Source organism: Asticcacaulis sp. (assembly GCF_047605585.1).
Lineage (GTDB): Bacteria > Pseudomonadota > Alphaproteobacteria > Caulobacterales > Caulobacteraceae > Asticcacaulis.
In genome coordinates this window covers 363,071-387,634 of record NZ_JASGFK010000002.1, presented here as the reverse complement: position 1 = coordinate 387,634, position 24,564 = coordinate 363,071, and the positions used below count along the sequence as shown (strand labels likewise).

Here is a 24,564-nt window from a genome sequence, read left to right as displayed (position 1 = left end):
CAAACAAATAAATGAAAAGAGCGGCATCATCCGCTGATGCCGCCCTCTTAACAGGTGATCTTTATAAAATCTATGTTTTAGCGTCGGCTCTGACGGGCGATCCGTTCCACTTCGATGCGCACCTGCTCCTCAACGATAGACGGCAGGTTCTGGTCCAGCCAGGCCTGCAGCATCGGACGAAGCAGTTCCTTGGCCACATCCTCAAGGGTGCGATCACTATGCGGCACCAGCAGATTGTTGGTCAAGGCGCCGAAGGACGAAGCCGCGATCGTTTCCGTGCGCTCGCTGACCAGGCCGCTCACTGCCGAACGGGGTGCGGGTGCGGGCTTCGGCGCAGGGGCCGGTTCCGGTGCGGCGGCAGCGGGCTCATAGGCTTCGATATCGCCGATCGAAACAGAAGACGGTGCTTCATAGGTTTCGGTCAGTTCGAGCACATCGTCTTCCTCTTCGGCCTCTTCGACCTCGGGTTCGGGCTCCAGTTCAGCAGCGGCAAAGGCATCTTCTTCCTCGACCTCAGCGGCCGGTTCCGGCGCGGCCTGAGCCGCCGCTTCTTCCGGCGCGTCATCTTCCGAGATGATGCGGCGAATCGAGGCGAGGATTTCCTCCATTGTCGGTTCGTGTGCGGATTGTTCTGCCATGTGTTTTTAACTGCTGCGAATCGGGTTCGGGAACTGAAACCCTCAGGAGGGTGACACGGGTTCGCCGCTTTTTGCAACTCTTTAGGCGGTTTTTACTGCCGAATTTCGCCATAGTGACGAATTTTCTGTGAAGAATTGGAAGGCTTTGCAGCCCTCCTCCGCACTATAGAATGTAAAAAGACAATATGGCCTAGTTTCCACCAGCCGCCAGGCCATCAAGCGCTTTGGCTACGGGTTCGAGCGGCGTCCACCCCTTCGATTTAACGTCGTCGAAGTGCTTTTCCGGATCATAGACCTGGATATCCGGTACAAAGGCCTTGGCCGTGAGTCCTCCCATCACCGACAGAAGTTGACTGCCCGCCACATACTGCGTGCGCTCAGCTTCGATCAGCGCCAATTGCGCCGACTTCAGGTCCTGCTGGGCGTTCAGCACTTCGATATTGGTGCGCAGCCCAACCTGTTGCTCGACCTTGACCCCGTCGGCTGCAATCTGTGCCGCCTTGACCTGCTCCTGGTTCGACGACACCGACGATTTGGCCGCCAGCATCTGCGACCAGGCCTGCGACACCGAAGAGACGACCGACCGGCGCGTCGATTCGACGACCTGAAGCTGGGCATTATAGTTTTCTGTCGCCTGGCGCACCTTGGAACCATTCAGACCCGCGCTGAACAGCGGAATCGACAGACGCAGGGTGGCCGTATTCGAATCGTTGTCAGCCAAGTCACCAACACCGATGCCGGGCTGCGTGCCTCCGGAAGATCCGGAAAGCCCTACGGTCGGCCCAAAGACCGAGCGCTCGGCCTTGACCTGCGCCTTGGCGGCATCAGCGGCATAAACCGCCGACTGCAGATCCGGGTTATTCTTTTCGGCCGCGTCCAGGGCGGCATTGAAGTCATTCGGCAGTCCGGGTAGTGGCGGTTCCGCGTCCAGAGCGACCGGCGACTGCCCCACGATAGCTACATAGGAAGCCCGGTCCGAATCAAGCTGCGACTGTGCCGAGGCCAGGGAAGACGCGGAGGCCGACAGACGCGCCTGGGATTGCGCCACATCGGTACGCGTCAGTTGTCCAGCTTCGAACTGGGCCTGGGTCTGGTCAAGCTGTTGCTTGAGAATATCGTAGTTGTCTTGCGAAATCTGCAAGGCTTGCTGATCGCGGCGCACAGCCGTGTAGATACTGATAACATCTAGCAGGACACTGGATTCAGTACTGCGGAGCCCTTCCTGGCCAGAAAGGACAGTCGCACGCGACGCCTTCAGCGAGGACGCAATGCCCCCCGAAGCAAAGAGGGTCTGACTCGCGGACAGAGTCGCCGATGTATAGGACCGGTTACCGGCCAGATCTTGAGGGACGTCATAATAGCTGGCTGAAGCGCTGGCACTGACCGATGGTCCCAGTTGCGAGCGTGTCTGAACATAGCCTTCATCCGTCGCGCGCTGCGTGGCGCGGCTGCGCAGCAGGGTCGGGTTCTGAGCATAGGCCATGGCGATGGCGTCATTCAGCGTCTCCGCCTGAACACTGGCCACCATGCCCAGGGCCAGCATGGAAACGGCGGCGGCCAGACCGAAGGTCGCGAACTTGGAATTGGTCATAAAACGGATGTCCCCACGTCTTGAAGGCCGGCGAAACGCCAGCCTGAAGTGCCCGCCGGACGCCTGAACGCGCGCCTCTTCGGGTCTATGCTACAGATTACCTCTGAAATCCTACTGCCAGAAGATCATAGAGTTGGCGAGTTAAGGATTTTTCACGTTTGACGTTTCATAGACACATATTGGTCACCAAAACGCAACAGGCGGCACCATAGTAGTGCCGCCTGCCGATTTTTGTCAGTACGTGAGAATGTTGAAACTCAGAATTCGAAGCTCGGGGTCCGTGCGAAGCCCGGCAGGGTCGAGGGCGAGGAATCAAAGGCTTCGCGCTCCGAAAAACCGTTTTCCAGGCGCAGATAGATACGGGCGCGGCCCACCGGACCATCCTTCACCACCACCACCAGACGGCCACCGACCTTCAGCGCCTTCAACCAAGCATCCGGCACCTCGGCCACCGCGCCTTCGGCAATGATAACGTCATATTCGCCGCCCGCCGGCGCCTTCAGGTCGGCGGTGACAGTCTTGACGCCCAGCTCAGTAAGGTAAGGCTCGATTACGGCCAGAACGCGTGGATCCGATTCCTGCGCCGTGACGGTCAGGCCGGCGTGCTGAAGCACAGCCGCCGCATAGGGCGCCGCGATGGCCAGAACGGTTTCGCCGGCCTTCGGTTCGGCCGTCTGCAGCAGCTTGGAGATGTCGCGCGGCTTCATCAGGCCACGGCCCGGCGCAATCGCCGCCTCGACCTCGCCATAGGCGCTGAAGCCTTGCGCCGGCGCACACAGGCGTTCACGCTGGATATGACGCATGGCGACCTGAAGCGCCGGATCGGTCACATCGTTCACGCGAACCTGGGATTCGACCATATTCTGACGGGCGGCGTGAAAATCCATAATACTGATCCTTGGAGGCTTTTTGGGAGTCTTTAATCGAACGCTTTGCACCGCTTATAAAAGCAAGCGCGGTCCGCTTCAATCGCCATCAGCAGGGATTTGTCGGCAAAAAGCACATATTCAGACCGGCTTATGCACATTTATTGGCATTTTTATGCCAGAGACAATTGCAGGGGCACTTCCGATCTGGTAGCGAACGCATCCGCTCTGAGTGAGGCCTGATGGCGGAGCGGTTACGCACCGGATTGCAAATCCGTGAAGCCCGGTTCGACTCCGGGTCAGGCCTCCACACTTCTCTTCCGTCTTTTCCTTTCAGGATGCGCGCGTTATAGGTCGCGCATGACCGAAGACGCCGCCCGCATACAGAATTACGCCACGCGTTTCCTGCGCCGAGCCCGCGTGCTTGAAGAAGGCTCGCAACTGACCAGCGCGCAATATTGCGCCCTTTCCACCCTCAATAGCCACCCTGCCCTCAGCCTGACCGAACTGGCCGAACTGGAAAGGGTCGCCCACCCCACCATGAGCCGAATCGTCAGCGGCCTGATGCGCAACGGCCTGATTGAACGGCAGCCGGATGCGCACGACCGCCGTACCCATCGCCTCAGCCTGAGCCCTGCCGGCAAAAGCACGTACGAGGCCATCTATGCCCGACGCCTGGTCCTAATCGATGCCCTGCTCAAGCAACTGAAACCCGAGACCGTCGCCGACCTGATGCAGGCCCTGGACAGGCTGCAGGTCATGATGGCCGATAAACCGAGGTCTTGACAGACTGCAAATATGTAGCATAGCTACGCATATAGATATGCGGAGGCTGCCATGCGTCTTACCCCTGTTCCGCGTCCCTTTTTGGCCCCCTTATTGGCGCTCAGCCTTCTGGTCGTCTGGTTCTCGGTGGCTTCGGCCCTGCATCAGGCGCCCTTCGCTATACAATCGAGCCGTGACCTGCTGCGCTTCGGCGCCCTCAATGGCGATGTTCATGCCACGCATGAGTGGTGGCGGCTGGTCACCTCGCAATGGCTGCACAGCCAGTTCCTGCACCTGCTCTTCAATGTATTGGCGATTGGACTCACGGGCTCTGCGCTGGAAATACGCTTCGGCGCGGTTCACCTGGCCTGGATTTACTGTGTCGGTGGACTGGCAGGCCAACTGGCCAGCCTGATCGCCTATCCCGATCTGGTCAGTTCGGGCGCCTCCCAGGCCGCGCTGGCGGTCTGCGCTGCTGTCCTGTGCCTCAGGGTGCATCGCTGCGGACGGATCGCCGCCCTGCTGTATCTGGCGATCTCTCTTGGCCTCGATCTCGCCCATGCCCACACGCTCAAGGCCGGTCATATCGCCGGATTGATCGTCGGCCTTCTGTCAGGGCTGGCTCTGAAAGCCAAATCAGGACCTGCGGGCTGAAATCAGGCCGCGCGCAGGCTGGTCAGGAATCTGGCCAGTTCCATCTTGAGCTGGTCGGAGGCGCGGCTTACCGATTTGGCTTCTTCAAACACTACGCTGGCCACCTGTCCGGTTTCATCGGCCACGTCGCGCACGGCATCGATGTCCTGCCCCACGCCCTGCGAGCCCTGCGCCAGCGATTCGACTGTATTAGCGATCTCGCTGGTCGCCAGTTGCTGGGCGGCGACCGAACGCGCGATATTGTCAGCGCCAGAGCGCAGTTCGGCGATAGTGCCGACAATACCCGCAATGGCGGTGGTCGCGTCATCGGCATCGCTCTGGATCTGCTGCACCTTAGTGGTGATCTCGCGAGTCGCCTTTTCCGTCTGCTGCGACAGGGTCTTGACCTCGGCGGCCACCACCGCGAAGCCGGCGCCATGCTCGCCGGCACGCGCGGCTTCAATGGTGGCGTTGAGCGCCAGAAGATTGGTTTGCTGCGCAATGGAGGCGATCATGTCAACCACGGCACTGATCTCGCCGGCGCTGCGGCTCAGGCGCCCCATCAGGGCCGAGGTCGAATCGGCTTCAGCCGAGGCGCGTGCCGACACCTGGGTCGAAGCATGAGTAGAACTGGCGATTTCATCGGCGGTTTGCGACAGCTCCATTACCGTGACTGCCACCTTCTGGGCGTTTTTGGAGGTCGAGATGGCGACCGAAGCCACCTTACCGGCGCTTTCAGAGGCATTGAAGGCTGACTGGCTCATAGTATCGGACGAGGCGATCATGGCGCGCGACGATTGCGTCAAACCTTCCAACAGGGCGGCGACCTGGGTTTCCAGCTTGCCCGCCAGTTCGTGCAGGGCCGTGCGGCGTTCGGCGGCGATGGCGCCGGCGTGATGGACCGCTTCCGCTTCCAAACCTTCGAGCTTTTGACCGTTGGCACGCAACACCTCAAGCGCCGAGGCCAGGCGACCGATCTCGTCCGACCGGTGCATCCCTTCGGCTGAACCATCGAATTCGCGCCTGGCCAGGCGATCGGTGTGGCGGCTCAGTCGATCCAGGACCGAAAACACCTCGCGGTCGAAATAGATGGCCGCTCCCAGCCCCGCTATGCCGACCGCAAAGGCCGCCAGAAGGCTCATGCCGGCGAACTGCTTCTCCAAGGCCTGTACCTGGGCGAGGCTGTCCCCCCGCGCCAACAGGCGGTCTATAGTCACTGTGTGCGACCAGGCGACATAGGTTGCCGCGCCAAGCCCGATGAAGAACAAGGCCAGCAAGGCACGGATACGAATCTTGATCGGAGGCAGGCGCACGGATGATTCCCTGATTATGGTCGATAAGGAACCTGTTACCGTTGCGGTTAAGGAGTGATGAATAAATAACCGCCTGCGACATTTCGCCAAACGCGCGCATTTACCCCTCGTTAACCCAAACGCCTTCATAACGGCGTTGTCTTTGCTTATCTGAAGACACCCACCATCACCAAACTTTAAAAGCCCGAAGCTCTTTCGGGCTTTTTTTCGTTTGAAATCAGATTCATTGCGTTTCCCGCACAGAATTGTGCAAAACTTTTGCCTTGGGGCTTGCCATGCGCCGCGAAGCCTTGCTATAGGGCGCGCCTTGCCAGCGTGTTCCCCGATAGCTCAGTTGGTAGAGCAGTCGACTGTTAATCGACTTGTCACAGGTTCGAGTCCTGTTCGGGGAGCCAGCAAGCTTTTGCCAGCATTCGGCAACACCCTCCCACAATATGATTGTTTAGCGGCTTTGAAAGTCCGTTCGTCGTGATTGGCCTCAGAACAGGTCTGTGAACTCGCAATGGCGAACGGCAGCGCTGTCTTTTGACTTGACGACACTGGTGGCATTCTCGTCGACCTGTGTCCGCCGTTTTCCCTGAACAACCCGCGAAAATCGCGCCTTGAATTAATCCGAACACGGACATATTATTCAGATATCGAATCTGGATACACTCATGGAATTTCTGGGACTTCTGGACTTAGCCGGTTTCGTTGCGCTGCTGCTTTGGGGGCTTCACCTCGTGCAGGGTGGCGTCATGGACGCCTATGGCGCAGCCATCCGCAAGATACTCCGCCACAGCCTGAAGCACAGGCTGACGGCATTTGCCGCCGGTCTTGGCACCACGACGCTGTTGCAGAGCAGCACAGCGACAGGTCTGATTGCGGCAGGCTTCACGGCCAGCGGCCTGATCGATCTCGTCACCGGCCTCGGCATCATGCTGGGAGCCAATGTGGGCACCACCCTGATCGTCCTGCTGTTGTCCTTCAACATAACCGCTTTGATACCGATACTGGTTCTGGCCGGCGTCATGCTGAGCAAATTCGGCCGCACGGACCGACAGAAAGACATTGCCAGGGCGGTGATCGGCCTGGGCCTGATGCTCTTTGCCCTCAGCCATATGACCGGGCTCCTGTCTGAAGCTTCAAAGGCGGATAATTTCAAAACCTTGTTGATGGTGATGACCGCCGATCCGGTCCTTTGTGTCGGACTGGGCGCCCTGCTCGCCTGGACCATGCACTCCAGCATTGCGGTCGTGCTGCTGATCATGTCCTTCACGCTGGAAGGCCTTCTGCCCCTGCCCTCCGGTTTCGCGATGGTATTGGGGGCCAATCTGGGCAGCGCCATCAATCCCGTTCTGAATATGATGACCAGGAAGAATCCGGCCGCCCTGCGCCTGCCGATCGGCAACCTGATCAACCGCCTGATAGGGGGTGTCGCCGCTTTTCCATTGCTGGGCCTGGCCGCCAGCCAGCCGGCGCTCACGGCCAGCGCCAACCAGGCCCCCGCTCTGTTTCATCTGCTCTTCAATCTATTGACCGCCCTGCTTTTCCTGCCGTTTCTCGGCTTTATTGCCAAACGGCTTGAGCAGTGGCTACCGGAAACGGTGGGCGTGGATGCCGCGGCCCCCCTCTATCTTGAGGATCATCTGACGGCGACTCCGAGTCTGGCCATTGCCGCCGCCTCACGTGAAGTCATGCGGATGTCAGATATTGCCCAGAACATGCTGGTTGAGGTTTCAACGGCCTTTCACACCCAGGGGCAAGATCAGATCGCGGGCATCCGGCATACGGACGATGTGCTCGATGCACTGAACCGCAGCATCAAGATCTACCTCACCTCCATTCCCGCCAACGCACTCAGCGATACAGACCGGCGGCGATTGGATCAGGTGGTCTATGCGGCCATGACATTTGAACAGGTCGGTGACATCATCAGCAACAATCTCGCGGGTCGGGTTGGAAAGCTCCTGAAGCGGCAGCAGGTGTTGTCCAGCGAAACCCTGGCAGACCTGGCGCCGATTTTCCAGCACGTGACATCCAACGTAAGCCTGACCTCGACGGTTTTCATGACCGGAGAAAAACGCGCCATGAAACGGCTTTTCGAGGAAAAGCACACCATGGATCGGCTCGAGGCCAGGGCGTCGCAGATTCACCTGGATCGCCTGCGTGAAGGCTCGGTGGATGGTATAGAGACCAGTGCGTTGGAAATCGATACCTTGCACGACCTTCGGCAGATCAATGATCATCTGGTGTCAATCGCAGTTGCCATCATGCGCAGCAAGGACGGCAAAACGAAACAAAACAACAAGCTGACCGCCGGTTCGGGCATTCCCTCAATGACCCTGGTCTCCCTGCCCCGTTCAAAGAGAGCGAATACTTGAAGTCGTTTCCACTGCGATCATTCATGCGCGCTTCCGGATAAGCTTTGGGCGATAACCAAGAGACTGTTGCCATTTCGGTGATATCCGGGGCAAGAGAGGCCTCCAGCCGCTTATCATCAGTTTCGCATGACCTTTCGCCCCACACGCCTGCAGGCGGACCTGCTCCTTCTTTTGACCGCCGCGATCTGGGGCCTGGCCTTTGTTGCCCAGAAGACCGGCATGACCGGGATTGGACCGCTCGGTTTCCTGGGCATCCGGTCGATCCTGTCGGCACTGACCATAGCGCCGCTTCTTTATTTCGAGCTGAAAAGTCCGGCTGTCAGACCGCGCATTACCCCCACCGATCGCTGGCTGATGGCCAGCATGGCCCTGAGCTTTTTTGCCGGGGTCTACCTCCAGCAGGCCGGTATCCGCATGACGAGCGTCACCAATGCCGGTTTTCTGACGACGCTTTATGTCGTCTTCACGCCCGTCATCGCCTTGCTGCCCTTTCGGCACGCCCAGTCTTTCATCGTGTGGCCAGCCTGCGCGCTGGCTCTGGTCGGCGCCTTCCTGCTCAATGGCGGCGGACTGACCCCGCTATCGGCCGGAGATACGCTTGAGCTTCTGTGCGCCGTCTGTTTTGCCTTGCAGATCAATCTGATGGGCATCCTGGCCCGGCGCGTTCAGAGGCCCGCCCTGCTGTGCATGACCCAGCACCTGACCTGTGTCATCCTTGGGATCGGGCTGGGTGCCGGTTTTGAAGGCATTACCCTTTCCAGCCTGTTCGAAAACGCCATCCCGCTACTTTATGCCGGCGTGATTTCCGGCGGCATAGGTTTTACCCTTCAGGCCCTGGCTCAGCAGCACACGCCGGCCTCCGATGCCGCCATCATCATGTCGGCCGAAGCCCTGTTTGCCGCGCTTGGCGGGGCTTTGTTGCTGCATGAACGCTTGGGCATGATCAACTGGCTGGGCTGCGGCCTGATCTTTGTGGCGATCGTGCTCGTTGAATTCTATCCCCTGCTCAGAACGCAGGACCGCCGGGCCAGCTAGGCCGCCCTGCTGCCTTCACATAAAAATACCGCGCACACGGCTTCATAGTCTGCTAGTGCTTCACCCTGACAGGGGCGTCTGCGTCACGCAGGCTGAGAAGTACCCTTTGAACCTGAACCGGATCATGCCGGCGGAGGGAGTCGGTTTCGGTCATGCCGTACCCAAGCCTTTTCCTCCGTCACAAACAGATGGAGTTATGCGATGAGCCTCCCCCTCAATCAACAAGTCGTTCTGGTCACCGGCGCGGGCCGCGGCCTCGGCGCGGCCATTGCCAGGGCCTTTGCCCGCGAAGGCGCGAAAGTCGCGATCAATTACCGCAAAAGCAAGGAAGCCGCCGAGGCGCTGGCGGCCAGCCTGGGCAGTCATGCCCGGGCTTTTCAGGCCGATGTGCGCCAGCCGTCCGAAATTGCCCGCATGGTAAAGGATATCGAGATCGAGTTCGGCGCGCCGACCACCCTCGTCCATAATGCCCTGGCCGATTACAGCTTCAATGGCGATGGCCGGGAAACTCTCGACACGCTCGCCTGGGATCATCTTCAGGCCCAAACGGAAACCGCCGTGGGCGGCGCCCTCAACGTGATCCGGGCCGTGCGTCCGGCCATGAAGGCCGCCCGCTTTGGCCGCATCGTCACCATCGGCACCAATCTGGTGCAGAACCCCGTCGTCCCCTATCACGACTATACCGCGGCCAAGGCGGCCCTGATGGCCTTCACGCGCACGGCCGCCGCCGAACTGGGGCCGGACGGCATCACGGTCAACATGGTTTCGGGCGGGTTGCTGCGCACCACCGATGCCAGCGCGGGCACGCCGGATGCCATTTTCGACCTGATCGCCGCCAATACCCCGCTGCGTAGTGTCACGACGCCCGAGGAAGCGGCCGATGCGGTCCTGTTCTTCGCCAGCCCCTGGGCGCGCTCTGTCACCGGGCAGAACCTGATCGTCGATGGCGGGCTCGTTTTCGGCTAAAGCCAGCCAATATAAATCTTGCTGAGGCGACATTTCGGCGGCCATAATCGGCGCATGTCTGATGCCACTCCTTCCGCCCGCGTTGACGCCATAGATATATTACGCGCCATGACCATGGTGCTGATGATCTTCGTCAATGACCTGTGGTCGCTGACCGGCATTCCCGGCTGGCTTGAGCATGTGCCACGCGGCGTCGACGGGCTGGGACTGGCCGATACGGTTTTTCCAGCCTTCCTCTTCATCGTCGGCATGTCCCTGCCCTTCGCCATCGATCACCGGCGGGCCAAAGGTGACAGCGACCGGCAGCTGGCCGGCCATGCGATCCTGCGCGCCGTCGCCCTGCTGGTCATGGGCGTCTTCCTGGTCAATGGCGAGACGATCAACCCAAAGGCCACCGGTTTCAGCGGCAGCCTGTGGGATGTTCTGTGCGCCACCGCCTTCATTCTGGTGTGGAACAGTTACCCTTCACGCCTGCCAACCTGGGTGCGCCATGCCATGAAAGGCCTGGGCGTCCTGACTTTGCTTGTTCTGGCTTTTATCTATCGCGGCGGAGAAGCCGGACATCTAACCTCTTTTACCCCGCAATGGTGGGGCATTCTTGGCCTGATCGGCTGGGCCTATCTTGTATCGGCGCTGGTCGTGATTGCCGCGAAGGGCCGTCTGACGATGCTCGTCATGGCGTGGGCCGCTTTCAGCGCCTTAAGCCTGCTGTATGCGGCAAAACTGGTGCCGGCTCCCCTGCACCTCCTTCCCGAGCCGATCATCGACGGTACCATGACTGCGCTTACCCTGGGTGGCGTGGTGACCGCCCGGCTGTTCCAGATATTCCAGAACCGCGACCGGAAAGCGCGCTTGCTGACGATCCTTGCGGTCATCGCCCTCTGCCTGATCGGCCTGGCCGTCTGGACCCGGCCCTACTGGGGGATATCGAAACTTGCCGCCACTCCGGCCTGGCTATTCCTGTGCAGTGCCCTGACCCTGCTGGTCTTTATGGCCATCTATACCGTCACCGACCTCGCTGGAAAAGCCCGCTGGTTTGCGGTCATCCGGCCAGCGGGCACCGATACCCTGCTGTGCTACCTGGTGCCACTGTTTCTCTATGGCCTGATCGATGCCACCGGCCTGGAACTGCCCGATCCCTGGCTGACCGGCGGCCTCGGTCTGATCAAGTCGCTGATTTTTGCCCTGGCCTGCGTCTGGGTGACTGCCGCTCTGCGGCGTGCGGGTCTCCGCCTGAAACTGTAAATACCCGATAAGGACTGGGACTCAGGCGGTTTTTATAATCGCCCATCGCGTGGCCAATATTTTTCTTACCCGCAAACGCGCACCCTGAAATCGTTGTTTCAGAGGGAGGCCCGCCATGGCCCGGAGTGCTGTCTATATTCCCCCCTACAAGGAAGTCCGTCCCAGCGACGGACGTGAGTGGGTTATCTTTGAAAGCCTGGTGGCTTTTCTGTCCCTGATGCTGATCGTTTCGGGCTTCGTGCTCTATATCGGCCACGCCTTCGAGGCCAAGGCGGCCTTGCCGGGCGGCGCCATCGAGATCAGCCACCAGACCGTGGCCGAGCGCCCGCTCAGCCTGGTGGAGGCCTGATCATGCTGTCTTCACGCAGTCTCACCCCTCTGGTCCTGACCGGCTTTTTCGCCCTCGTATTACTGGCCATATTGTCGGCGGCCGCCTGGTCGCACGCAAAGGCCGAGGAAGCGGCAAAGGCCGATGCCGTTGAAGTCAATTACGTGCCGGACGAAGACAAATTGCCGGTAACCGATGCCACGCCTGAAAAGGCGGCAGCTTAAATCGCATAATCGGGAGGGATGGCGCGCTCATCCTTCAGGGTTTCCATCGAGATATAGGCCGAGACGTCAAACAGATCGATGCGGCTGACCAGTCGCTTGTAGATAGCATCATAGTGCGCGATATCGGTCACCACGATCTTGATGATATAGTCGAGATTGCCTGCCAGACGGTGCACCTCGACAATTTCCGGAATATCCGCCACGCCGGCTCGAAAGCGTTCCAGCCAGTCGGCCGTATGATGCGCCGTCTTGACCACCACGAAAACCGTCGTGCCGAGCCTTAAGCGCCGGCGGTCGGCCACCGCCACATTGCGCGTGATATAGCCCTCTTCCCGCAGCCGGCTGATCCGCCGCGAACAGGCGGAAGCCGAAAGGTTCAACCGCTCCGACAGCTCGGCCAGCGGCGTATCCGAATCCTTTTGCAGCAGGGCCAGCAGTTTGCGGTCACGATCATCAAGCATGACACATTTTGCACATTTTCACATAAATACGCAATATTTAAGCGCATAGGGCCTAAATTTATCCAAAGAACGCGCGCCATTTTCCCTCAAGCCGACATATGCTGATCCAGTATTAAAGGAGATATGTATGCGCAAGATCGGTTTGCTGGGCGGCATGAGCTGGGAGAGCACCGCGACCTACTACAAGCTTATCAATGAAGGTATCCGCCAGGCGCTGGGCGGCCTCGCCTCAGCCGATATCCTGATGCGCTCGCTCGATTTCCAGACCATTGTCGCCCTGCAGAAGGCCGACCGCTGGGACGAGGCCGCATGTTTGCTGGGCGATGCCGCGCAAGGACTTGAGGTTGCGGGCGCTGACTGCATCCTGATCTGCACCAACACCATGCACCTGGTCGCCGAACAGGTGGCCGCCAGCTGCGATGTGCCGCTGATCCACATCATTGGCGAAACGGGCAAGACGATCAAGGCGGCCGGTCACCGCCGGCCACTGCTTTTGGCCACGCGTTACACCATGGAGCACGGCTTCTATGCCGAACACATGCGCCGCCACGGTCTCGACGTGATCGTCCCCGAAGCGGATGACCGCCTGATCTGCCACAATGCCATTTTTGACGAACTGTGCCAGGGCGTGGTCAGCCCGCGCGCGCGTCAGGCCCTGATCGACATGACCCGACGCGGCGCGGACATGGGTGCGGACTGCGTCATACTCGGCTGTACCGAACTGGGCCTGAGCGTCGATGCCAGCTGCCTGCCCCTGCCCTGTTTCGACTCGACTCATATCCATGCGCAGGCCGCGGTCGAATTCGCGCTTACAGAAAAGCCTTTATGGCCGGCGCGGCAATTCGTCATGGCCGGGGCCTATATCTGAACCTTGCCGCTGCGTTTTTGGACGTGCTATAAGCGAGCCTGAAATTTCAAGGTATCTGCCATGCTGCGTTATGAGTCCATTGCCGCCACCCCGGCCTCCGATTATCCCTTCCGTAACCTGATCGGCGCCGACATCATGCCGCCGGAACTGGAAGGCGATATCGCCCGCGATTTCCCGCAGATCGACAAGACCGGCTTCATGCGTCCCGAAGATTTTCAGATGGGCCCGTCGTTCAAGACCCTACTGGCAGAGGTGCGCGGTCCGGCCTTCGCCAAGGCGATCGGTGAGAAGCTCGGCGTCGATCTGGCTGGCAAGCCGACCTGGGTGACGGTGCGCAAATGGTCGGCGCTGAAGGACGGCCGCCCGCATACCGATGGCGCCGACAAGCTGGCCTCGGCCCTGATCTATCTCAATCCCGAAGGCAGCAGCGGCGGCAACCTGCGCTTCCTCGAAGGCCCGGATCAGGACGGCCCCGGCACCCAGGAAGTCAACCCCGGCTACGGCCACTTCATCGCCTTCCCGCGTCTCGATAACAGCTGGCACGGCCATACGCCGTTCGAGGGTGAGCGCCGCGTCGTCCAGATCGCCTGGCTGGTCAGCGAAGACGCGGTGGCGCGCAAGGCCAAGCGCCACGGCATCACCGAATTCCTCAAGAAGATGTTCTCGAAGACCAAGCAAGACGAAATGATGTAAGGCGGTTTAGGCAGGAAAGCCTGAAATCCGACAGTCATTTATCGACTGGAGGCAAGGGCGACTACCCGCCTGAGCCTTTGCGAGGTGTCTTCCGGATAGAATGCAAACAACGCTTGTCTTTTAAAGCCAGGCTTTAAAAGACAAGCGTTGTTTGCATTCCGCCACCTGGCAGGGACCAATCGACACGCCAGCTCTCGCCAAAGCGCGTAATGTGATCGCCCTCGGCCTTTGGGCGGGAATCGCTAAAAGTCAGCGGCTTTTCCTTGCCGCCAGCTGAAACCGACAGACTGTTGCTGGTTTCCGCGTCGCCCGGCGGGTCGATCTGGGTGGTGGCCGAATAGAAACCGCGATCGTCGCTGATCGTCCGCGCCCGTATCTCGCCATTGAGCATGATTTCCACTGCCGTCGAGGGCGCCACGCGACCGGCGATGGCCAGGGCGCCGGCGCGGTCATAGTCGATCACCGCCACTTCCTGATCGTCATTGAACAGCGCCAGACTGGGCGCACCGGAGCGCATCAGCACCGCCTTTTCCGGCGCACCACCGGGAATGAACAGGCGGCCATCAGCATGCATGGAGCGGCCATTATCCTCGGTGGAGAGATCGTAAAGCCCGCCATCCGGGCCGGTCGGCAGTTCGGCGCGGAAATTCCCCTTGGAATCCGAAGTGACGCCGACAGCGCGCTGCCCGCCATAGCCAAAACGGACCCGCGCATTGGGAATGGTCTGGCCCAGGACAACGAACAAGCTGGAATCAGCCTGGGTCACCGCCGTGATCTCTGGCGCCCGCCAGTAGCCAGCCGCCTCCATGGCGCTGACCGCATCGGTCGCCTTGGGTTTCTCCTTACAGCCGGCCAGCAGGGCCAGGCTCGAAAACCCGAAGACATACGCGAATTTTTTGACATCATTCAGGAACATATTGACATCAGTATCCGTTTTCCGCCCATACGAACAGCCCTTCAACAGCAATTGCCATTCGCTTTTATTCGGATGACAATCCGAATCGCCAAACCTCAGAGACCTATTACCCATGTCTTCCGCCAAACCTGAAATCCGTTCCGTCTGCGTCTATTGCGGCTCCTCCTTCGGCGGAAATCCCCTTTACCGGCAAGCGGCGCACGATCTGGGTCAGATTCTAGCCGGGGCCGGCATGCGTCTGGTCTATGGCGGCGGCGGGGTTGGCCTGATGGGCGAAACGGCGCGCGCCGTCCATGAAGCCGGCGGCCAGGTGCTCGGCATCATGCCGAAATTCCTGCAGTCGCGTGAAAGCGTCTTCGGCGAGGTCGAAACCCGCATCGTCGACAACATGCACGAACGCAAGATGATGATGTTCGAAGAGGCTGACGCTTTCGTCGTGGTGCCCGGCGGCGTCGGTACGTTGGAAGAAGCCATCGAACTGATGTCCTGGCGTCGACTGGACCTGCACAAGAAGCCAGTGATCTTCCTGAACATCAACGACTACTGGGAGCCGTTTTTCTCCCTCATCCGTCATACCGAATCTGAAGGCTTTACGCCATCGGCCTTCCTCGACACCTATCTCAGCGTCAATTCGGTCGAAGAGGTCCTGCCGGCGATCGCCCGCGCCGGCGCGTACAATGTGGATATCGATACACGCCGGGTGGTCTGAGCCTTAGCCCTGCAGACGCTTGGCGATTTTTTCGCGGCCGATCAGGAAGCTCAAAGCCCCCATGTCCGGACCGTGGTCCATGCCGGTCAGGGCCTGGCGCAGCGGCATGAAGAGGGCCTTGCCTTTGGCGCCCGTGGCTTCCTTGATCGCGCCCGACCACTGAGACCAGCTGTCACGGCCATAGTCCGCCGGCAGCAGTTCCAGGGCCTTAGAGGCAAAGGCTGCATCCTCGATCTTAGGCGTGATGTCACCACCGACGATCCGGGCCCAGTCCGTCACCTCGGCGAACTTGTGCAGGTTCATCTTCACCGTATCCCAGAACAGCTCCCCCAGATCGGCGTTCACGGCTTCGAGTCGCGGCTTCGCCTCGGCATAGGACATGGCCTGCAAAACCTGGGCATTGAGACGCATCAGATCGTCGAAATCATAGCGCGCCGGGGCACGGCCCATCTTGCCGAAGTCCTGGCCTTCCACCAAGGCCAGCAGGGACGGCGCGGCCTCCAGCGCATCGGAGGTGCCGATGCGGGCGAGGTGCGAGGTGATGGCCAGCGGCTCCAGGCCGTCGTCGCGCATCTGCGAAATCGACATCGAACCGAGGCGCTTGGAAAGCCCCTCGCCATCGGCGCCGACCAGCAGCGGCATATGAGCGAAGACCGGCAGTGGCGAACCGCCGAAGAAGGCGGAAAGGGCCTCGAAGATTTCCAGCTGCGTCCCGGTGTTAGCGACGTGATCCTCCCCGCGGATGACGTGGGTGATCTTCATGTCGATATCGTCCACCACCGATGGCAGGGTGTAGAGGAAGGCGCCGTCCTCGCGTATCAACACCGGATCGGACATCGAGGTTGTATCGACTTCGCAGTGGCCGCGCACCAGATCTTCCCAGGTCACGCGCTTGCCATCGAGCTTGAAGCGCCAGTGCGGTCGGCGTCCTTCGGCCTCATAGGCGGCCTTCTCGTCATCGGTCAGCTTGAGCGCGGCGCGGTCATAGACCGGCGGCAGACCGCGCGACAGCTGTACCTTGCGGCGGCGGTCCAGTTCATCGGCCGTTTCATAACAGGCGTAGAGGCGGCCATCGGCCTTCAGGGCATCGGCGCACTTCTGGTAAATGTCGAAACGCTTCGACTGATTGTAGCGCTCGCCCCATTCGAGCCCGAGCCAGGTCAGGTCGGTCTCGATCAGGTCTTCGTTCTCTTTGGTGGAACGCTCGATATCGGTATCATCGATCCGCAACACGAACACACCCTGGTGCTTCTGCGCGAACAGCCAGTTCTGGACAGCGGCACGCACATTGCCGGCGTGGATGCGGCCGGTGGGTGAAGGAGCAAAGCGAACCTTGACGGTCATGATCGGGTCTCGTTGGTAAAAAGGAGCCTTCCCTTACCCCTCCGCGCCCGATTTGAAAAGGCTTTGATACGAAACACGGTAAATGGCGCTTAGGCACCGTGACAGTCCCGTCAATCTTTTATGACATCAAGCGCCGGTTAAGGACTTGCGCCTATCCCTGCCGCCGTGACGCAGAAATCGCGTCAGGTAGCGTCAGGCATTCTCGTGCAAAAACTGCTGTGCATTTCCGATATCATGGACCGGATCGATCCGGTTCGTCCCCAGTGCGATAATTCAACCCTCTACGAAATGTTTCGCGACGAATCCGACCTGATGGTCGTGGCCGTCGCCAATGAGGCCGGAGAAGTGCTGGGCCTGATCGAGCGGCACGCTTTCAACCTGACCATGGCCGCCGAATACGGCCGCGCGCTTTATGGCCGCAAGCCGGTCACCAGCCTGATGGACCCGGCGCCCCTCGTCGTCGAGTCCGCCACGCCCCTGCGCGACTTTACCCGAACCACCCTGAGCGAACGCCCTTCGGAACTGATGCGCGGCTTTATCGTCACGCGCGACGGCCGCTATGCCGGCGTTGGCACCTCCCTGTCGATCCTCAAGGCGATCAGCGCCGACCTGCAGCACTCCCTGACACGCCAGCAGGAAATGACCGGCGATCTAGTCCGGCTGGGCGCCGAATCGCAGCGTCACCAGACCTTCCTCAACATGGTCATCCAGAATATTCCGGCCATGGTGCTGGTCAAGAATGCCGGCGACCAGAAAGTCATCCTGCTCAACAGCGTCGGCGAGGACATGCTGGGCGTCACGCATGACGCCGTTGTCGGCCATGCCAGCGGCGACTTCATGACGGCCGAGCGCGCGGCGCTTTACAATACCTATGACCAAATGGCCCTGCAGAGTCAGGACGCCATCATGCTCAAGGAAGAGCATGTCACCGATTCCCAGGGCCGCAAACGCATCATCCAGCTCAAGAAGACGGTCCTGCGCACGCCATCCGGCGAGGCCGACTGCATCCTGACACTCGGTACCGACCTGACCGACCAGAAGCAGGCCGAGGCGCGTATCGCCCATCTGGCGCACTACGACCCCCTCACCGGCCTGGCCAACCGCGCCCTGTTCACGCGCGAAATGGATGCCGCCCTGAGCCGCGTCCAGCGCCTGGACGGACAGATCGCCCTGCTCTGTCTCGATCTCGACCGCTTCAAGGCGATCAACGACTCCTACGGCCACATGACCGGCGACCAGTTGCTGGTCGAGGTCGCCGAACGCCTGCGCGGCTGTGTGCGCAAGAGCGACGTGATCGCCCGTATGGGCGGTGATGAGTTCGCCATCATCCAGCATATCGACAGCGCCGATGACGCCCGTCACCTGGCGGCGCGCATTGTCGATGCCCTGAAACAGCCGATCCTGGTCAATGACATTGCGCTCGATGTCGGGACCAGCATCGGCATTGCCCTGGCACCGACCGATGGCATGGACGCCAATAACCTGCTGTCGCGCGCCGACCTGGCCATGTATCGCGTCAAGGCGGAAGGCCGCAACAGCTGGTGCTTCTACCAGCCGGAAATGGATGCCCAACTGCAGAGCCGTATCGAGATGGAGGTGGACCTGAAGGCTGCCCTGTCGGAAAATCAGTTCCAGCTTTATTTCCAGCCGCTGCTCGACATGGAAACCGGCGAGGTCGTCTCCTTCGAAGCCCTGCTGCGCTGGATACATCCGACCCGCGGGTTCATCTCCCCGGGTGAATTCATTCCCGTGGCCGAAGACTGTGGCCTGATCGGCCGGATCGGCGAATGGGTACTGATGGAAGCCACCCGGACGGCGGCCCGCTGGCCGCAGGCCTGGCGCGTGGCGGTCAACATTTCTCCCTTGCAGTTCCGCCACAAGTCGTTGGTAAATCTGGTGAAAAAAGCGCTAAAAACGTCCGGGTTAGCGCCGGCGCGTCTCGAACTGGAAATCACCGAGAGCGTCATCCTGAAGGACGAGACCCATAACCTCGCCATACTGAACGCCATCCGCGCCTTGGGCGTCCGCATCGCCATGGACGATTTCGGCACCGGCTATTCGTCCTTGAGCTACCTGCGCACCTTCCCATTCGACAAGATCAAGATCGACCAATCCTTCATCCGCGACCTGCCGAACGACACCAATGCCCTGTCGATCGTGCGCGCCATCACCGATATGGCGCGGTCACTGGGAGTGCTTATCACGGCGGAAGGGGTCGAGACCGAGGCCCAGATGACGGCATTGCGCGAACTCAACTGCGGTCAGGCGCAAGGCTACCTGATCGGCCGTCCGGCGCCGGAAATCACAGCCTACGCCAAGCCGGAGCGGAAGTACGGGACATGAAAAAGGCGCCGGTTGATCCGGCGCCTTTTTTAATCTCAGTCGTCCCGGTGGACACGTTCGGAACGCTCGTGGCGTTCCTGGGCCTCGATCGAGAGCGTCGCTGTCGGACGCGCTTCCAGGCGCCCCAGGCCGATCGGCTCGCCGGTTTCCTCACAGAAGCCGTAAGAACCATCGTCGATGCGTGACAGGGCCTCGTCGATCTTGCTGATCAGCTTGCGCTGGCGGTCACGGGTGCGCAGTTCGAGGGCACGGTCGGATTCGGAAGACGCCCGATCCACCAGATCCGGATGATTCTCCGTCTCCTTCTGCATCACATTGACGGTTTCCTTGGCGCCTTTCAGAATTTCATCTTTCCAGTTCAGTAGCTTGGAACGGAAATAGGCCAGTTGGCGGGTATTCATATATTCTTCGTCTTCTGTCGGACGATATTGTTCTGAAACTTGCGCAGCAGACATGTGCTTTGACACCCCTATTGATCGACGCCCTATTGTTAGGCGCGTGGTCCCGATGTCTTAAGGCTGGACATCGCGAACCTCTAACAGCAAAAACGATACCAGACGCCGCCCTTCCCGCCGGTTTGGCTGCGCTGCGGCGGCTTATAAAGGGGTATTATGAAGCTGTGAAGCGATTTTACGTTGCACGGCAAACCCGACAGGCGATTTATGCGTTTTATCTGACGCACATCCGGATCCCAGAAGTGCGTCACACATTTGGGGATGCGTTCGGAAATCGGTCGCGGACAAATCCGGCAAAAGCTTCCGCCGCGTGACGCAGACGTTCCGGCCAGTGTTCGGCGGCATCCGCATCGGCACCATCGGTGATATATTTGACGGCGGCAAACGGTATCGCCTCCCCCAGGCAAACCTTGGCGAGGGCATAGGCTTCCATGTCCAGTACCTCGCACGACATGGCCAGGTCACCGGTTACGAAACTGTCACCACTGCCGCACAGGCCCGACGTCAGGTCGGGAAAAACGATACCCGTCTCCAGAATGACCGGTGTGGATTCGTAAGGGGTCTCGCCCAGGGCAAAACCAAGCGGGGTCACATCCATGTCACGCTGTACGAAGCGATGGCAGGCGACCAGCTCACCAGTGCGGAAAGAACGGCTGCCGGCGGTGCCGAGATTGACCACGCGCGCCGGCAGGCGCCCCTGATGGCGGCGCAGGGTCAGTTCACGGGTCAGGACATGGGCGGCATTGACCTTGCCAATACCTGTATAGAGGATATCCGCGCCCAGCGGCTCCAGCAGTCCCCTGGTCTCCTGCTTCAGGGCCAGGACAAACAAGGTATCGCGCATTACATCAGGCGGCGCTTGGCCAGTTCGACACAGGCGCGAGTCTCGATCTCGTTGAGCACCCCCTGCAGGCGGTCATCCTCGATCTCTTCCTTCTGCAGGGCGATCATCGCTTGCAGACGGATCAGAGCCTCATCGTCGATCTCGCCCGAAAGTACACTGACCTTCAGGTCATCCAGAGCATCGAGAATATCATGCGAGCGCTTGATCTGGCGACGGCGGCGGCCGGTCAGCACATCTTCCTCGCCTTGCAAGGCCATCAGGGCATCTATGCCCATCATGCCGAAGGCGGCAGACGTCTGTGCGGTGGCCGCGGATTTGCCCGCGCTGTCCTTGCCGGATAGCGAAAAGTCGCTGCCCGCCTTTTTTGCCCCGCTGGACGCCCCGCTGATCGGTGCGCCGGTAACCGAATTGATTCTGAACGTCATTGCACTGGCCTGTCTGGATACCCACACATAATATATAGAAATGCCGCGCGGTATTTCCGCCTTTTCGCCTCTGTCAGGCGAAAACCGGCTTTTGCCAGGAGGTCTACCGGGTCATTATTGCCGCCTCAGGGTAAGCGAAGCCTTAACGCCCCGGCATAATTTTCCCGTTGACGATGCCACGTGCAAGCGCAAAACCCAAAGCGCTGAAAAATATAAAAAAAACAAGCGCATGATTCGTGGCACGGATTTCGCAGGCTATTGGCCAGTTATGGTTAACGGGTAAATTCATGCTCCTGTCGAAACTGAAAACCGCTCTGGGCTCCACGTTGGGCGTCGTCGCCGTGACCGGTTTGATTCTGTATGGCCCCACGGCCCAGGCCGCATCGCGTATCAAGGACATTGTCGATGTCGAAGGCGTGCGAACCAACCAGCTGGTCGGTTACGGCATTGTGGTCGGGCTTAGCGGCACCGGCGATACAGTGCGAAACTCGCCGATGCTAAAGCAGAGCCTGGAAGCCATGATGGAGCGCATGGGCGTCAATGTTCGCGATGCCAGCCTCAACACCAAGAATGCCGCTGCCGTCATGGTCACCGCCGACCTGCCGGCCTTCTATGCTTCCGGCGCGCGCCTGGATGTGACCGTCTCGGCCATGGGCGACGCCAAGAGCCTGCTCGGTGGCACGCTTCTGGTCACCCCCCTGCTCGGCGCCGATGGCGAGGCCTATGCCGTGGCGCAAGGGACCGTTCAGACCGGTTCGGTCTCGGCCGGCGGCGCGTCCGGCTCCTCCGTCACCAAGGGCGTGCCGACGGCCGGCCGTATTGCCTCTGGCGGCACGGTCGAACGCGAAACCGGCTTCAACTTCAATTCGATGCCGGTGGTGCGCCTGACCTTGCACAATCCGGATTTCGCTACCGCCCGCCGTATTGCCGATACCATTACCCACCAGTATCCGGGCACGGCCATTGCTGAAAATCCCTCGATCGTCGCCATCAAGCCGCCCTCCGGCACCAGCATGATGGATTTCGTCACCCAGATCGAAGCCATGAATGTCGATGTCGATTCCCCGGCCAAGGTGGTGATCGATGAAGTCAACGGCGTCATCGTCATGGGCGAGAATGTCCGCATTTCCAAGGTCGCCATCGCCCAGGGCAATCTGACCATCCGCGTCGATGAACAGCCGGGCGTCAGCCAGCCGGCACCGCTTTCGCAGGGTCAGACCACAGTCGTCCCCAACAGCACGGTCAGCGTCGATGAGGAAAAGGGCAAGCAGCTGATTCAGCTGGGCGGCGGCTCCTCGCTTTCCGACCTGGTCGCCGGCCTCAACGCTCTGGGCGTGACGCCGCGCGATATGATTGCTATACTGCAGTCTATCAAGGCGGCCGGCGCCCTCCAGGCCGACATCCAGGTGATGTAAACGGAGATTATGCTTATGGACAGTTCATCCCTGCTCACGCTCCAGGCCGCCCAGACGCAGACGGCGACCTCACAGCAGAAAAAAACCTCGGCCGCAGTGCTTCAGGCGGCCTCCGGCACCGATGCGGACAAGGCTACCGACAAGACCTCCGGCAAGAGCAATGCCAAGCTCGGCCTGGATTTTGAAACCATGTGCCTCAGCAATCTACTGTCGCCGATGTTCGAAGGCCTGCAAACCGACGGTCCCTTTGGCGGCGGTGAAGGCGAAGAAGCCATGCGCTCCTTCTATGTCGACGCTATAGCCAAGCAGATGGCCCAGCGCGGCGGCCTCGGCATTTCCGACATGATGCAAAAGCAGCTTCTGCAGATGCAGGAACAGGGACACGCCTGATGCCTCTCGCCGCGACAAGTCCCACAGACCGCGCCCGCCAGATGACCGCCCTCACCATACGTCTGGGCGAACGTCTGGAAGCCGAAACCCTCTGCCTGCTGGCCCAGCGCCCGCAGGATATCTATGCCGGCATCGAGGAAACGCGAAGCCTTTCCAATCTCTATCGTCACGAATCCATGCGTATCAAGGCTGATCCCAGCCTGCTGGCAGGGATCAGCGCCATCGATAAAAAAGCCCTGCGCGAAGCGACGGTGCAGTTCGAGGAGCGCCTGCGTAAATATGGCCTGGCGGTCAACGCCGCCAAGACCATTACCGAGGGCGTGATCAGCGCTGTGGCCGCAGATCTGCATACACGGCGCAACCAGACCTCCCTCTACGGTGCCCGGGGGCGCCAGCTGGACAGCGGCCCGCAATCGCTGAATTTTGGCCGCAAGGCCTGATCCTACTCGCTAGCCGGGTCAGCCGTACCACCGCCATTGCCCATGCCCCGCTGGTCCTTGGCGTTGGAATAGGCCCCCGGCTGCGGTGCCTGATCGCGCTGATCGGTGGCCGTCGGTACATGGACGACGCGGTTCCAGTAGGCGGTATTGCCCGGTGAGGTCTTGTAGCGCAGGTTCTGATCCTTTTTCGCCACGGCCGCCTGGAAGTCGGCATCCGGCTTGGGACCAAGGTTCTTCTGGCTGGCCAGGTCCGTCATCTGGCAATCCGGCGGCAGGGGCTTGCCCGACTGCTGGGCGGAAACGCACCAGTCATGATTCTGCAGCGACTGGGTGACCTGGCCACGCCCGCCCTTCAGTACCCCCGTGCCGCTCGGCAGCCCCGCCGGCGGCTGCAGGCTGCCCAGACGTCCGCCGCCTCCGGCGGGCGGCGCCAGTCCGGAGGGCGATACCTTTTCCAGCGCCGGCATATTGACGTTCGGCACCTCGTGCAGGTTCAGATCGCTGACCTGTCCCACCGCCGCCTGGCTCTTCGCCTGAATCTCTTCCTGCGTTTTCTTCTTCACCCGCGTGCTGACCGAAGGCGGCGCCGGGGTTTCAGAAAGCGTGGCTGGCCCCGCGATATCCAGCGGCTTTTCCTTAGGAATATTGACAGTGATCGGTTTGGCCGGTTGCGGCTGTACTACAGGCTGAGGGACAGTCTGCGGCGCAGGCGCAACCACAGGCGACGGCGGCGCTTCCTGCGTCTCACGCGGGGCCTGATCGGCCGGCTTGGGTGTCTCGACGGGCTGGACCTCGCGCGGCACAACTTGCGGAATGGGCTCAGGCTGCACATCCGGCTGAGGGATGGGTGGTTCTGGCCACAGTTCAACCGGTGTGTAAGAATCGTCAATGAAGCGGCTGTCTATGTTCCACATCTCCGGATGGGTGGCCACCAGCATCCAGAATAGCAAAACGTGCAGCACGAGCGCCATGGCCGTGGCGCCCACCAAGCGCGAGCGGCGGCTGGTCCGTGCCGTCATGCCGGCAAGCCAGGTCTCCACGCCGTCCCCGACACGGTCTTTGATGCGGGTAAACCCAGCCTGCATAGTCTGCTATTCCTCTTTCGCCCCGCCCAGTAGCCAAAAGATTCCGTCGTTACTGTGTCCTGTTTATGAGCTTAAGTCAAAAACCCATGCTGACAGATATCGTCACGCGCCTTGCGCACTATTAAGGTTCGATGGGCAATGCCGCGCCCGATTATTAATGTTGCCAAATTGTTCTTGCGCCCCACTGGCAAATCGCGGCAAAGCCTCTA

The 24,564-nt window shown here is 60.4% G+C and carries 26 protein-coding genes, 2 tRNA genes and 1 riboswitch; of the genes, 17 read left to right on the top strand and 11 right to left on the bottom strand.

Translation table 11 applies throughout. From position 1 onward, the window contains the following. Positions 1-77: 77 nt before the first annotated feature. The 3 genes from QM647_RS07715 to QM647_RS07705 form a co-directional block, all read right to left on the bottom strand. A complete protein-coding gene (locus QM647_RS07715) occupies positions 78-638 on the bottom strand; it encodes a DUF2497 domain-containing protein (RefSeq protein WP_414994926.1) in 561 nt (186 codons plus the stop codon). A 190-nt stretch (positions 639-828) separates the two neighbouring features. Next, positions 829-2,229 carry a TolC family outer membrane protein gene (locus QM647_RS07710; RefSeq protein ID WP_414994925.1) on the bottom strand — a complete coding sequence of 467 codons (1,401 nt, stop codon included), beginning with the start codon at positions 2,227-2,229 and terminating at the stop codon, positions 829-831. A 257-nt stretch (positions 2,230-2,486) separates the two neighbouring features. Next, on the bottom strand, positions 2,487-3,116 hold the full coding sequence (locus tag QM647_RS07705) for a protein-L-isoaspartate O-methyltransferase family protein (protein ID WP_414994924.1): 630 nt from the start codon (positions 3,114-3,116) through the stop codon (positions 2,487-2,489). 215 nt (positions 3,117-3,331) lie between these two features. Here QM647_RS07705 and QM647_RS07700 point away from each other — a divergent pair. From QM647_RS07700 to QM647_RS07690, 3 genes are all read left to right on the top strand, one after another. Then, a tRNA-Cys gene (locus tag QM647_RS07700) sits at positions 3,332-3,405 on the top strand. Between the two features lie 50 nt (positions 3,406-3,455). Then, a complete protein-coding gene (locus tag QM647_RS07695; protein WP_414994923.1) occupies positions 3,456-3,881 on the top strand; it encodes a MarR family winged helix-turn-helix transcriptional regulator in 426 nt (141 codons plus the stop codon). 51 nt (positions 3,882-3,932) lie between these two features. Then, positions 3,933-4,514, top strand: coding sequence for a rhomboid family intramembrane serine protease (locus QM647_RS07690; RefSeq protein ID WP_414994922.1), 582 nt, complete (start codon positions 3,933-3,935; stop codon positions 4,512-4,514). A gap of 2 nt (positions 4,515-4,516) precedes the next feature. On the opposite strand, the gene QM647_RS07685 is transcribed toward QM647_RS07690, so the two are convergent. Then, a complete protein-coding gene (locus tag QM647_RS07685; protein ID WP_414994921.1) occupies positions 4,517-5,806 on the bottom strand; it encodes a methyl-accepting chemotaxis protein in 1,290 nt (429 codons plus the stop codon). 319 nt (positions 5,807-6,125) lie between these two features. On the opposite strand from QM647_RS07685, the gene QM647_RS07680 reads away from it, so the two are divergent. The 7 genes from QM647_RS07680 (at position 6,126) to QM647_RS07650 (ending at position 11,967) form a co-directional block, all read left to right on the top strand. After that, positions 6,126-6,201 (top strand) — tRNA-Asn (locus QM647_RS07680). Positions 6,202-6,462: 261 nt separating this feature from the next. Further along, a complete protein-coding gene (locus tag QM647_RS07675) occupies positions 6,463-8,169 on the top strand; it encodes a Na/Pi cotransporter family protein (RefSeq protein ID WP_414994920.1) in 1,707 nt (568 codons plus the stop codon). A gap of 126 nt (positions 8,170-8,295) precedes the next feature. Then, complete coding sequence (locus QM647_RS07670) at positions 8,296-9,204, top strand: DMT family transporter (RefSeq protein WP_414994919.1); 909 nt, start codon at positions 8,296-8,298, stop codon at positions 9,202-9,204. Between the two features lie 60 nt (positions 9,205-9,264). Then, positions 9,265-9,360, top strand: a riboswitch (TPP riboswitch). 45 nt (positions 9,361-9,405) lie between these two features. After that, positions 9,406-10,170, top strand: coding sequence for a 3-oxoacyl-ACP reductase (locus QM647_RS07665; RefSeq protein ID WP_414994918.1), 765 nt, complete (start codon positions 9,406-9,408; stop codon positions 10,168-10,170). 54 nt (positions 10,171-10,224) lie between these two features. Beyond that, positions 10,225-11,415, top strand: coding sequence for a DUF5009 domain-containing protein (locus QM647_RS07660; RefSeq protein WP_414994917.1), 1,191 nt, complete (start codon positions 10,225-10,227; stop codon positions 11,413-11,415). 115 nt (positions 11,416-11,530) lie between these two features. Next, a complete protein-coding gene (locus QM647_RS07655) occupies positions 11,531-11,764 on the top strand; it encodes a hypothetical protein (protein ID WP_414994916.1) in 234 nt (77 codons plus the stop codon). Between the two features lie 2 nt (positions 11,765-11,766). Further along, positions 11,767-11,967 (top strand): hypothetical protein, encoded by a 201-nt coding sequence (locus tag QM647_RS07650; protein ID WP_414994915.1) that lies wholly within the window; start codon positions 11,767-11,769, stop codon positions 11,965-11,967. On the opposite strand, the gene QM647_RS07645 is transcribed toward QM647_RS07650, so the two are convergent. After that, complete coding sequence (locus tag QM647_RS07645; protein ID WP_414994914.1) at positions 11,964-12,428, bottom strand: Lrp/AsnC family transcriptional regulator; 465 nt, start codon at positions 12,426-12,428, stop codon at positions 11,964-11,966. The genes QM647_RS07650 and QM647_RS07645 overlap by 4 nt on opposite strands. Positions 12,429-12,555: 127 nt before the next feature. On the opposite strand from QM647_RS07645, the gene QM647_RS07640 reads away from it, so the two are divergent. Both QM647_RS07640 and QM647_RS07635 read left to right on the top strand, forming a co-directional pair. Further along, entirely contained in the window at positions 12,556-13,296 is a 741-nt protein-coding gene (locus QM647_RS07640) for an aspartate/glutamate racemase family protein (protein WP_414994913.1), read from the top strand. Between the two features lie 60 nt (positions 13,297-13,356). Next, entirely contained in the window at positions 13,357-13,989 is a 633-nt protein-coding gene (locus QM647_RS07635; RefSeq protein ID WP_414994912.1) for a 2OG-Fe(II) oxygenase, read from the top strand. A gap of 133 nt (positions 13,990-14,122) precedes the next feature. On the opposite strand, the gene QM647_RS07630 is transcribed toward QM647_RS07635, so the two are convergent. Further along, on the bottom strand, positions 14,123-14,905 hold the full coding sequence (locus QM647_RS07630) for a hypothetical protein (protein WP_414994911.1): 783 nt from the start codon (positions 14,903-14,905) through the stop codon (positions 14,123-14,125). 112 nt (positions 14,906-15,017) lie between these two features. On the opposite strand from QM647_RS07630, the gene QM647_RS07625 reads away from it, so the two are divergent. Then, positions 15,018-15,614, top strand: coding sequence for a TIGR00730 family Rossman fold protein (locus tag QM647_RS07625; protein WP_414994910.1), 597 nt, complete (start codon positions 15,018-15,020; stop codon positions 15,612-15,614). Positions 15,615-15,617: 3 nt separating this feature from the next. Here the strand turns inward: QM647_RS07625 and gltX are convergent, their stop codons facing one another. After that, the gene (gltX, locus tag QM647_RS07620; RefSeq protein ID WP_414994909.1) at positions 15,618-16,958 is read right to left on the bottom strand and encodes a glutamate--tRNA ligase; all 1,341 of its coding nucleotides are present in this window, start codon (positions 16,956-16,958) and stop codon (positions 15,618-15,620) included. A gap of 204 nt (positions 16,959-17,162) precedes the next feature. Here gltX and QM647_RS07615 point away from each other — a divergent pair, with 204 nt between their 5' ends. Next, on the top strand, positions 17,163-19,301 hold the full coding sequence (locus QM647_RS07615) for a putative bifunctional diguanylate cyclase/phosphodiesterase (protein WP_414994908.1): 2,139 nt from the start codon (positions 17,163-17,165) through the stop codon (positions 19,299-19,301). Positions 19,302-19,336: 35 nt separating this feature from the next. On the opposite strand, the gene dksA is transcribed toward QM647_RS07615, so the two are convergent. The 3 genes from dksA to QM647_RS07600 form a co-directional block, all read right to left on the bottom strand. Next, positions 19,337-19,756: an RNA polymerase-binding protein DksA gene (gene dksA / locus QM647_RS07610; RefSeq protein WP_414994907.1), complete on the bottom strand. Its 420-nt coding sequence runs from the start codon at positions 19,754-19,756 to the stop codon at positions 19,337-19,339. A 247-nt stretch (positions 19,757-20,003) separates the two neighbouring features. Then, the gene (locus tag QM647_RS07605; protein WP_414994906.1) at positions 20,004-20,600 is read right to left on the bottom strand and encodes a hypothetical protein; all 597 of its coding nucleotides are present in this window, start codon (positions 20,598-20,600) and stop codon (positions 20,004-20,006) included. Next, positions 20,600-21,025 (bottom strand): flagellar assembly protein FliX, encoded by a 426-nt coding sequence (locus QM647_RS07600; protein WP_414994905.1) that lies wholly within the window; start codon positions 21,023-21,025, stop codon positions 20,600-20,602. The genes QM647_RS07605 and QM647_RS07600 overlap by 1 nt, the downstream gene beginning before the upstream one ends. A 287-nt stretch (positions 21,026-21,312) precedes the next feature. On the opposite strand from QM647_RS07600, the gene QM647_RS07595 reads away from it, so the two are divergent. Genes QM647_RS07595 through QM647_RS07585 form a run of 3 tightly spaced genes read left to right on the top strand, consistent with a single transcriptional unit; the run spans position 21,313 to position 23,270 of the window. Next, a complete protein-coding gene (locus tag QM647_RS07595; RefSeq protein ID WP_414994904.1) occupies positions 21,313-22,440 on the top strand; it encodes a flagellar basal body P-ring protein FlgI in 1,128 nt (375 codons plus the stop codon). Between the two features lie 15 nt (positions 22,441-22,455). Then, entirely contained in the window at positions 22,456-22,830 is a 375-nt protein-coding gene (locus QM647_RS07590; protein ID WP_414994903.1) for a rod-binding protein, read from the top strand. Next, a complete protein-coding gene (locus QM647_RS07585) occupies positions 22,830-23,270 on the top strand; it encodes a flagellar basal-body protein FlbY (RefSeq protein ID WP_414994902.1) in 441 nt (146 codons plus the stop codon). Before QM647_RS07590 ends, QM647_RS07585 begins: the two co-directional genes overlap by 1 nt. Before the next feature lie 2 nt (positions 23,271-23,272). Here the strand turns inward: QM647_RS07585 and QM647_RS07580 are convergent, their stop codons facing one another. Continuing rightward, a complete protein-coding gene (locus QM647_RS07580; protein WP_414994901.1) occupies positions 23,273-24,355 on the bottom strand; it encodes a hypothetical protein in 1,083 nt (360 codons plus the stop codon). Between the last annotated feature and the right edge of the window lie 209 nt (positions 24,356-24,564).